The organism is Streptomyces beihaiensis, assembly GCF_026274175.1.
GTDB lineage: Bacteria > Actinomycetota > Actinomycetes > Streptomycetales > Streptomycetaceae > Streptomyces > Streptomyces beihaiensis.
Genome location: NZ_JAPHNL010000115.1, coordinates 1 through 9,298, shown reverse-complemented (window position 1 = coordinate 9,298; position 9,298 = coordinate 1). Strand labels below are relative to the sequence as shown.

At 73.8% G+C, this 9,298-nt stretch carries 7 protein-coding genes and 2 pseudogenes; 5 read left to right on the top strand and 4 right to left on the bottom strand.

Annotated elements, in window-relative coordinates:
* A pseudogene (locus OFY01_RS13100) lies at positions 1-276 on the top strand (MDMPI N domain containing protein); the annotation flags it as partial.
* 153 nt (positions 277-429) lie between these two features.
* Here OFY01_RS13100 and purU read toward each other — a convergent pair.
* Positions 430-1,305 (bottom strand): formyltetrahydrofolate deformylase, encoded by an 876-nt coding sequence (purU, locus tag OFY01_RS13095; protein ID WP_266599469.1) that lies wholly within the window; start codon positions 1,303-1,305, stop codon positions 430-432.
* Between the two features lie 117 nt (positions 1,306-1,422).
* Complete coding sequence (locus tag OFY01_RS13090) at positions 1,423-1,923, bottom strand: SCO4402 family protein (protein WP_266599467.1); 501 nt, start codon at positions 1,921-1,923, stop codon at positions 1,423-1,425.
* Between the two features lie 117 nt (positions 1,924-2,040).
* Between OFY01_RS13090 and OFY01_RS13085 the strand changes: the two genes are divergently transcribed.
* Positions 2,041-3,363: an ABC transporter substrate-binding protein gene (locus tag OFY01_RS13085; protein WP_266599465.1), complete on the top strand. Its 1,323-nt coding sequence runs from the start codon at positions 2,041-2,043 to the stop codon at positions 3,361-3,363.
* Between the two features lie 42 nt (positions 3,364-3,405).
* Here OFY01_RS13085 and OFY01_RS13080 read toward each other — a convergent pair whose 3' ends face one another.
* The gene (locus OFY01_RS13080; RefSeq protein WP_266599463.1) at positions 3,406-4,959 is read right to left on the bottom strand and encodes a hypothetical protein; all 1,554 of its coding nucleotides are present in this window, start codon (positions 4,957-4,959) and stop codon (positions 3,406-3,408) included.
* 88 nt (positions 4,960-5,047) lie between these two features.
* Entirely contained in the window at positions 5,048-6,436 is a 1,389-nt protein-coding gene (locus OFY01_RS13075) for a transcriptional regulator (protein WP_266599461.1), read from the bottom strand.
* Positions 6,437-6,715: 279 nt separating this feature from the next.
* Here OFY01_RS13075 and OFY01_RS13070 point away from each other — a divergent pair, with 279 nt between their 5' ends.
* From OFY01_RS13070 to OFY01_RS13060, 3 genes and pseudogenes are all read left to right on the top strand, one after another.
* Positions 6,716-7,462: a bifunctional DNA primase/polymerase gene (locus OFY01_RS13070; RefSeq protein WP_266599459.1), complete on the top strand. Its 747-nt coding sequence runs from the start codon at positions 6,716-6,718 to the stop codon at positions 7,460-7,462.
* 260 nt (positions 7,463-7,722) lie between these two features.
* Positions 7,723-8,499, top strand: a complete 777-nt coding sequence (locus OFY01_RS13065) for an ABC transporter ATP-binding protein (RefSeq protein WP_266599471.1) — start codon at positions 7,723-7,725, stop codon at positions 8,497-8,499.
* Positions 8,496-9,298 (top strand): annotated as a pseudogene (locus OFY01_RS13060) (transporter); the annotation flags it as partial. The gene OFY01_RS13065 and the pseudogene OFY01_RS13060, both read left to right, overlap by 4 nt.

Here is a 9,298-nt window from a genome sequence, read left to right as displayed (position 1 = left end):
CCCGCGCGCGAACTGGTCGCCGCGGGCGCGCCGGGCCGCACACTGCGCCTGGAGATCGAAGGGGCGGGCGGCGGCGAGTGGCTCATCGCCCTCGACTCGCCCGCCGCCGTGGGCTCCGCCGAGCGGGAGGTGGCCCATGTGGCGCTCGACGGAGCCGAGTTCTGCCGCCTGGCCTCCGGCCACGTGCTGCCTCAGGACGCGGCGGCCGGCCAGGTCGGCGACCGCGAGGCCATCCGCGACGTACTGGCGGCGACGGCGGGACTGAGCCGGATGTAGCCGGGCGCCCAGGCACGGGACGGACCGCCGAAGGGGCGCGGGGCGCGTCGGTCGGCGGCGGCGCCGCGGGCGCGAGCGACCACGACGCGGCGGCTCCCGGCGACGCAGAACCCCCGGCGCCCGGTGACCGCCCCGGCCCGGCCCGGTGCGGCCCTACGCGAAGACGACCGTGCGCCGCCCGTTCAGCAGAATCCGCCGCTCCGCGTGCCACTTCACGGCCCGCGCCAGCGCCTGGCACTCCACGTCGCGGCCGATCGCGACGAGCTGGTCGGGCGTGACGTCGTGCCCCACCCGCTCGACCTCCTGCTCGATGATCGGCCCCTCGTCGAGGTCGGCCGTCACATAGTGGGCCGTCGCACCGATGAGCTTGACGCCCCGCGCGTGCGCCTGGTGGTACGGCTTGGCGCCCTTGAAGCTCGGCAGGAACGAGTGGTGGATGTTGATGATCCGCCCGCTGAGCTGCTTGCACAGGTCGTCCGAGAGCACCTGCATGTACCGGGCGAGCACCACCAGCTCGACGCCCTCGGCCCGCACGAGGTCGAGCAGTTCCGCCTCCGCCTGCGCCTTCGTGTCCTTGGTCACGGGGATGTGGTGGAAGGGCACGCCGTACGAGGTGGCGAGCTCGGTGAAGTCCGTGTGGTTGGAGACCACGGCGGCGATGTCGACGGGCAGCGCGCCGATCCGCGCGCGGAAGAGAAGGTCGTTGAGGCAGTGGCCGAACTTGCTGACCATCAGCACGATCCTCATCCGGTCCGAGGCCCGGTGGATCTGCCAGTCCATCGCGAACGAGTCCCCGATGGCGGCGAAGCTGGCGCGCAGCTTCTCGACGGTGACCGGCGCGTCCGCGCTGAAGTGGACACGCATGAAGAACAGACCGGTGTCGTGGTCGCCGAACTGCTGGCTGTCCTCGATGTTGCAGCCGGTCATGAAGAGATAGCTCGACACGGCGTGCACGATGCCCTGCTTGTCGGGGCAGGAGAGGGTGAGGACGTACTGCTCGGGACCGGATGCGTCGGACTGCGCGTTCATAGGGAAAGGTTCGCACATCGCGGCACCCGCGCTTGTGCCCGTCCCGAGGACCGGACCGGTCGACGCGGGCCGGCCGGCCCGGACGCCGGGGCCCCGACAAGGTCCGCCGGACAGGCCCTAAGCCGCCCGGGTGAGAATCCGCAGCACTTCGAGGGTCCGGGGCGCGGCGTCGGGGTCCTCACCGTCACTCGTCGCGAGCCGCACATGCGCGTCCCTGGCCGCCCGCACGGCCTCGTCCCACCCCGGATGATCCAGGTAGGCGGAGACCGCCGCGTCCGGACCGACCTGGTGCATGATCCGCAGCACCCGCAGCACCGCCGTGTCGACGAGCGCCGCCTCCTGCGAGTCGCGGAAGATCGTCCCCACGTATTTCTCGGCCGACCAGTTGTCCAGCCAGGTGTCCTCGACGAGTCGGTACACGGCGTCGGTCACGTCCCCGTACCCGTCCACACCGGCCAGCCAGACGTCCCGCTGGAAAGCCGGGTCGGAGAGCATGTGCAGCGCGGAGCGCACATTGCTGCGCCAGCGCCACCACGGCATGTCGTTGAGTGGCATGCCGCCCATCCTGCTGGAGCGACGGCCACGGCGGGAAGACTTCTCCGAGCTTTGCACGGTCATCGATCGTACGTCCCGGCCGGCGGCGCCCCCGCCGACCCCCGCAATTCACCTCTGCGTCACCTTTCGTTGACCACGGGTCACTCGGGGGTTGGGTCTGCGGCGGAATCGTGCAGGTTCATGACCGGCAGGCGCCTCACCCCCCGCACGCAGACCCACCGTTCGACCGGCGAGGCCACCAGGGCCTCGCGCAGACGCGTACGGGCGTTGCGCGCCACGGCCGCCGTCACCGGCGCGGCCGCTCTGGCCGCCGGATGCGGTCTGGTCCCTGGGGCCACGGGGGGATCCAGGGACCAGACCGTGACGGTGATGACCTGGGCACCGGACAAGACCGCCGCGACGAACATGCCGGGCATGCCCGCCACCGCGCAGGCGTACGCGCGGTGGGTCAACGCGCGCGGCGGCATCGCGGGCCACAAGCTGAGGGTCCTGACCTGCAACGACCACAACGACAGCGTGGCCGCAGCGAAGTGCGCCCGCATGGCCGCCGACCAGCACGTCGTCGCCGTGGTCGGTTCCTACAGCCAGTTCGGCCGGGAGTTCATGGCGCCGCTGGAATCGGCCGGCATCCCCTATATAGGGGGCTACGGGGTGAGCGACGCCGAGTTCACCAGCCCCCTGTCGTACCCGGTCAACGGCGGGCAGGCCGCGCTGCTCGCGGGCAACGGCCAGCAGTTGTCGGGGCACTGCTCCCGCACCGCGCTCGTCCGTCCCGACACCATCACCGGCGACAGCCTGCCGCCGCTGCTCGACGCGGGGCTGGCCCTGCACCACAGCCGGCCCGCCACCGATCTGCGCGTTCCCGAGGACGCCACCGGCTACCAGGAAGAGGCCCGCAGGGCGCTCACCACGGCCGGGGCGGCGCCGGACGGCGACGGGTGCGTGGCGGCGGTGCTCGGTGACCGTACGAGCACCTTCTTCGACTCGTTCCGGCGGTTGCGCTCCGCGTATCCGGCGGTGCACACCGCGAGCGTGCTCGGCAGCGTCGACCAGACCGTCATCAACGGCACCGGCGGCGCCCACGGCCCGTACGAGGGGGCGTACGTGACCGGCTGGTACCCGGCGGCGAACGATCCGCGCTGGAAGCCGATGCGCGCGATGCTCAAGCAACAGGCCTTCGGTGACAACCGGATCGACCCGGGCGACGCGGGCGTGCAGACGACCTGGATCGCCTACACCGTCCTCAGACAGGTCATCGAGTCGCTCGGCGACGGCGCGGTGACCTCGCAGACCGTGCGCATCGCCCTCGACAAGGGGCTTCGGGTCACCACGGGCGGGCTCACACCGCCGCTGAGCTGGAGCTTCGACCGGATGTCACCGGCCGGGGACTTCCCGCGCCTGGTCAATCCCAAGGTCACGTTCCAGAAGGTGGAGCACGGACGGCTGGTGGCCGTCCGCAAGGGCCTGGTGGACGTGACGTCGACGCTGGCGAAAGCGCGGTAGCGGCGCCGGGCGCGAGGGTCGCGCAAGGCGCGGCCACAGCGGCTACAGCTGCACCGCCGAGCGCTTGGCCAGGCCGTACCGGGTCGCGATCGAGTTCCAGTACTGCGCGGCCTTCTTCTTCTGCGTGGAGGCCGTGCCGCTGGACGCGTCACCGGCCCTGCGCTGCGGCGTCGCCTTGGCGTGGCCCTTGTGGCACAGCTTCTTGCGCTGCTTGGCGACCTGGTCGCCCCAGGCGGCGTAGTGGCCGTCGGCCGCCGCCGAGGCGTTCCACGCGCGCGTGAGCGCGTCGTTCAGCGCCGCGCTGTTCGGAAGCTTGTCGGTGGAGAGCTTGCCGAGGCGGGTGACCAGGTTGTGCCGCTGGGTCGCCGCGTCGCGCAGGTCCTGTGATGCCTGGCCGAGGTTCTTGCAGCTGCCGATGTCGGCGACGGCCTTGATCACCGCGTCGCGGCTGTTGTTGGAGTCCGCGAGCAGCTTGTCCAGCTCGGCCGCCTGGCCCTTGGCCGCGTCGGCGGACGGCGAGGCGTCACCGGAGGCGGGGGCCGTGGCCGACACGTTCTTCGAGGCGTCCGGCTTCTTGTCGCCGCCGCCGCTGAGCAGCGCGCCCGCGCCGACTCCTACGACGAGGATGGCGACGCCGATCCCGGCGATCAGCGGCACCTTGGAGCGGGAGCGCTCCTCGTGCGACGGCTCGGGCGCGTAGCCGTTGTCCTGGGCGCCGTAGCCGCCGCCATATCCGCCGCCGTAGCCGCCTTGGCCGCCGTACGGCTGCTGCTGCGGGGCGTACGGGGCCTGCGGGCTCTGCTGGGCCTGCGGTGCCTGCTGGGCCTGCGGGTCGAACCGGGGCATCTGCTGCGTGGCGCCCGCGCCGTCCGGCTCCTCGGTACGGAAGAGCGCGTCGAACTCGGCGGGCGGCTGCCGGTCGCCCGGAGCGCCCGGCCGCACGCCGTACGGGGAGGCCCCCGGGGCCTGGGGGGCGCCCTGCGGCTGCCCGGGAACCGGCGGAATGTACTGGGTGGCCTCGCTGTCGGGGCCGCCGGGCACGGCGTCGGGCAGCGCGCCCGGCAGCGGCCCCGGCCCACCGGCGGGCCCCTGCGGCGTCTGCTGCGGCACGGCCTGCCCGAGGAACTGGGTGGCCTCGGCCGCGGGCGCCTGCGGCGCGGAGCCGGGCTGCGACTGGGAGCCGGGCCCCTGCGGTCCGCCGCCCGGGATCGGCGCGATGTACTGCGTGGCCGCGCCGTCGTACCCCTCGTACCCCTCGTACCCGGCGGGCGCGGCCGGCGGCAGCGGCGGGGCCTGGGTGGGCTGCGGGGGTGCGGCCTGCGGAGGCTGCTGTGGCTGCTGCGGCTGTGGCTGTGCCTGCTGCGGGGCCTGCCCCCACTCGTACGTCGGCATCGGCCCGGCCCCCTGGGCCTGCTGCGACTCGGGACCCCACGCCTGGCCCCACGGCGCCGCGCCCGAGGGCGCGGGCGCGGTCTGCTCGCCGTACTCCCCCGGTGCCAGGGGCGCGCCACCACCGCCGGGCAGCACGACGCCTTCGCGCGCGTGCCGCTCCGCCGGGAGATGCGGATCTTCTCCCTGTCCGCCGTGCTGCGTCACCGGGACTCCTACGTAATGAGGGACCTACGAACGTCGGCTCACGCTACCGGGTCCTCGTACGCGCGTGCTACGCCCCTCCTCCCCAGCGCTACGCCGCCCGCATTTCGAGGCGCGCCCCGAACTCCCGTACCACCGGCTCCTCCCGGAACGGTTCGAGACGGTCCCTGAAGTCCTCCAGGTACTCGGCGCCCCGGTGGGAGCGCACCGTGCCGAGCAGTTCGACGGCGCGCGTCCCCGTGTGACATGCCTGCTCGACCTCGCGCTGCTGCACCTGCGCCGTCGCGAGCAGCACCAGACCGATGGCGCGGCGCCGGGTCCGCGACACGGGGTGGCCGTCGACCGACTCCCGCGCGCTGCGCGCCGCCTCCGCGGCCTGCCCGAGGTCGCGGTGGCAGTGCGCCAGCTCGTCGGCGAGGTACGCGTGGTCGAAGTGGGCGATCCACGCCGGGTCGTCACCGGAGTCGGCGCGTCCGTCGGCCCGCTCCATGGCCGCCACGGCACGACCGGACGCGGCCCGCGCCGACCCGGCGTCGCCCAGCAGCGCGTGCCCGCGCGCCTCCGCGGCGTGGAACATCGCCTCCGCCCGCGGTGTCACGTGTCCGCGCGAGCCCTCCTGCGCCGCGCGGGCGAGCTGGGCGATCTCGCGCGGATTGCCGAGCTGCGCGGCGAGGTGGCTCATGGACGCCGCGAGCACATAGCCGCCGTAGCCGCGGTCGCCGGCGGCGTGGGCGAGCCGCAGCGCCTGGATGTAGTAGCGCTGGGCGAGGCCCGGCTGCCCGGTGTCGACGGCCATGTACCCGGCGAGCTCGGTCAGGCGCGCGGCCGCCGCGAACAGGTCGCGCCCCACCGCCTCCCGGTAGGACCCGGCGAGCAGCCCGCTGACCACGCTGTTCAGGTAGTGCACGACGACCGGCCGCACGTGCCCGCTGCCGTACTGGTGGTCGAGGTCGGTCAGCGCCTGCGTCATGGCCCGCACGGCCGCCACGTCGCTGGTGCCGACGCGCGGCCCGGCGGACCTGGCCACCTGCGAGTCCGGCACCGAGATCAGCCAGTCGCGGCTGGGCTCGACCAGCGCGGACGAGGCGACCGACGTGCCGGACAGGAAGTCCCTGCGGCCCACGTCGCTGCGGTACAGCTCGCAGACCTGCTCGATCGCGCCGAGGACGGTCGGCGAGAACTGCAGGCCGACGCCGGAGGCGAGGTTCTTGCCGTTGGCCATGCCGATCTCGTCGATGGTGACGGTCCGGCCGAGCTTGCGGCCGAGGGCCTCGGCGATGATGCCGGGCGCGCGGCCGCGCGGCTGCTGGCCACGCAGCCAGCGCGCCACCGACGTCTTGTCGTAGCGCAGATCGAGGCCGTGCTCCGCGCCGCACATGTTGACCCTGCGGGCGAGCCCCGCGTTGGAGCAGCCCGCTTCCTGGATGAGTGCCTGCAACCGTTCGTTGGGCTGTCGCGCGACGAGTGGCCGTGCGGCCATGACGTACCCCCTGCTGTGCCCGTCAGGTGTCAAAAGGTCAGGTCTTGGGATCACTTGTTGGGATCACTGCCCTGCGAACAAACGGAAGATGCGCCACAAACGGGTACGAAACGCGGCGCCCGGCGTGGCGGCGCCTCCCCGCGTTGACACGTCGTCCCTGCCCCCGCCCTACCCACGCCCCGCTGCCGCCTCGCCCGCGCGCCCCCGCCCATGCACCCATGCGCCCCACAGGGGGGAACGATGCTCCCGGCCCACCCCTGTGTGCGCCCGTAACCCTCGATGACGGCGAGAGTTGAGAAGTTCGTGGAAGAGACCATCGCAGGCGCCTCGGACGTCACCGCCCCCGTCACCCCGCCCGCCACATCGGCCGGCACCGCGCCCCTGGCCGCGACCGGGCAGATCCCCCAGCAGCGCGGCGAACCCCTCATCGACGCCGCCGTTCGCTACGCCGACGAGCGGCACTGGGACGTGTTCCCCGGCACCTGGCTCGAGTTCGACGAGGGCCGGCAGCGCTGTTCCTGCGGCGACGCCGACTGTGCGACCCCCGGCGCACACCCGGCACGCCCCGACTGGGCGACGCAGGCGACGGGCAGTGCGACGGCCGTGCGCCGCCTGTGGTCGAAGCAGCCGAGCGCGTCGATCCTGCTGCCGACGGGCCGTACGTTCGACGTGATCGACGTGCCGGAGACCGCCGGCTGCCTGGCGCTCGCCCGCATGGAGCGCATGCAGCTCACCCTCGGCCCGGTCAGCAGCACCCCGGACCGCCGGATGCAGTTCTTCGTGCTGCCCGGCGCGACGACGAAGGTCCCCGATCTCGTCCGCAAGCTCGGCTGGCCGCCCGCGTCGCTCGACCTGACGGCGCTCGGCGAGGGCGCGTACGTGGCGGCGCCGCCCACCCGCTTCGGCAGTCAGGGCGCCGCCCAGTGGGCGTGCCGCCCGACCGCCGCCAACCGCTGGCTGCCGGACGCGGAGGAGTTGATCTCGCCACTGGCGTACGCGTGCGGGCGCGAGGGGCGCCGCCGGTAGCACCGGGCCGGGGTCCGTCCGACGTATGGTGCGTGACCACGCGTGCGTACGACCGGCGCACGACGCCGCAGGACCGGACAGGCACCGAACAGGCAAGGGGGCGGGCCCGAGTGACCGAGGACCCGCGCGCACCGAGCGCGCAGCAGGACGGCACGGCTACGAGCACGGATACCGGCACGGGCACGGGCACGGGCGCGGGCACGGGCACGGGCACGCGTACGGGAACAGCTCAGAGTGCCGTCGGCGCGGGCAGTCCCGCCGTGCACGTCCACGACCTGTGGAAGTCGTTCGGGCCGCAGGCCGCCGTCGCGGGCATCGAGCTCACCCTCCCCGCCGGCCGGTTCATCGGCCTGGTCGGCCCCAACGGCGCGGGCAAGACCACCACCCTCTCCATGGTCACCGGCCTGCTCCGCCCCGACCGCGGCACGGTGCGCGTCGCGGGCCACGACGTGTGGGCCGACCCGGCCGCCGTCAAGGCCCGCATCGGCGTGCTCCCGGAGGGCCTGCGCCTGTTCGAACGACTCTCCGGCCGCGAACTCCTCGGGTACATGGGCCGGTTGCGCGGCCTGCCCGGCGCCGAGGTCGACAAGCGGGCCGCGCAGCTCCTCGACGTACTCGACCTGGCCGGATCGCAGCACAAGCTCGTCGTCGACTACTCGACCGGCATGCGCAAGAAGATCGGCCTGGCCGCCGCGCTCCTGCACAACCCCGAGGTCCTCTTCCTGGACGAGCCGTTCGAGGGCGTCGACCCGGTCTCGGCCCAGACGATCCGGGGCGTCCTCGAACGCTACACACGCTCCGGCGCGACGGTCGTCTTCTCCTCCCACGTCATGGAACTCGTCGAGTCGCTGTGCGACTGGGTCGCGGTGATGGCGGCCGGACGCATCCGCGCGCAGGGCCCCTTGGTGCAGGTCAGGGGCGACGCGGCCTCGCTCCAGGAGGCGTTCCTCACACTGGTCGGCGCGGGCGCGCGCCAACCGGACGGCGCCCTCGACTGGCTCGGCGGAGGCGGTGCGGGCACCGGGGTGGGCGCATGACCGTCGTACTCGTACGGCTCAAGCTGGCCCTGCTCCGGGGCGGCCTGCGCCAGTCCGCGGGCCGCCGCACCGCCTACGTGGTCTCCCTCGTCGTCGCCCTGCTCGTGGCGGCGCTCCAGCTCCTCGGCCTGGTCCTCCTCCGCGGCAGCACCCACGCCCCCACCGTGACCGTCCTGCTCATGACACTGCTCGCGCTCGGCTGGGCGGTGCTGCCGCTGTTCTTCCCCAGCGGCGACGAGACCCTCGACCCGACCCGCCTGGTCATGCTGCCGCTGCGCCCCGACCCACTGGTGCGCGCCCTGCTGGTGGCCTCGCTCGTCGGCATCGGACCGCTCTTCACGCTGTGCCTGGCAGGCGGCGCCGGGTACGCGGTCGCGCACGGTGCGGCGGGTGCGGCCTGCACGGTCGTGGCGGTGCCGCTGGCCCTGCTGACGTGCGTCGCGCTCGCGCGGGCCGTCGCCGCCGCCAACATCCGGCTGCTCAGCAGCCGCAGGGGCCGCGACCTGGCCGTCCTGAGCGGGCTCGTCATCGCGGTGGGCGCGCAACTGGTCAACTTCGGGGTGCGGCAGCTCGGTTCGGCGGGCGGGCTCTCGGCCCTCGGCCCGGTGACGGGTGTGCTGCGCTGGGTGCCGCCCGCGTCGGCGGTGGCGGCGGTCGACGCGGCGAGCACGGCCTCGTACGGCACGGCGGCGGCGCAACTGCTCCTGTGCGCGGCGGCGCAGGGAGCGCTGCTCACGTGGTGGCGCCGCGCCCTGACCCGCCTGATGACGAGCCCGGACGGCTCCACGCTCCAGGCGGC

What these genes read in the sequence shown, in the direction of transcription:
- OFY01_RS13075 (WP_266599461.1), bottom strand. Translation starts at nt 6,436, where the DNA reads ATGGCCGCACGGCCACTCGTCGCGCGACAGCCCAACGAACGGTTGCAG.
- OFY01_RS13070 (WP_266599459.1), top strand. Translation starts at nt 6,716, where the DNA reads ATGACGGCGAGAGTTGAGAAGTTCGTGGAAGAGACCATCGCAGGCGCC.
- OFY01_RS13090 (WP_266599467.1), bottom strand. Translation starts at nt 1,923, where the DNA reads ATGACCGTGCAAAGCTCGGAGAAGTCTTCCCGCCGTGGCCGTCGCTCC.
- OFY01_RS13085 (WP_266599465.1), top strand. Translation starts at nt 2,041, where the DNA reads ATGACCGGCAGGCGCCTCACCCCCCGCACGCAGACCCACCGTTCGACC.
- purU (WP_266599469.1), bottom strand. Translation starts at nt 1,305, where the DNA reads ATGAACGCGCAGTCCGACGCATCCGGTCCCGAGCAGTACGTCCTCACC.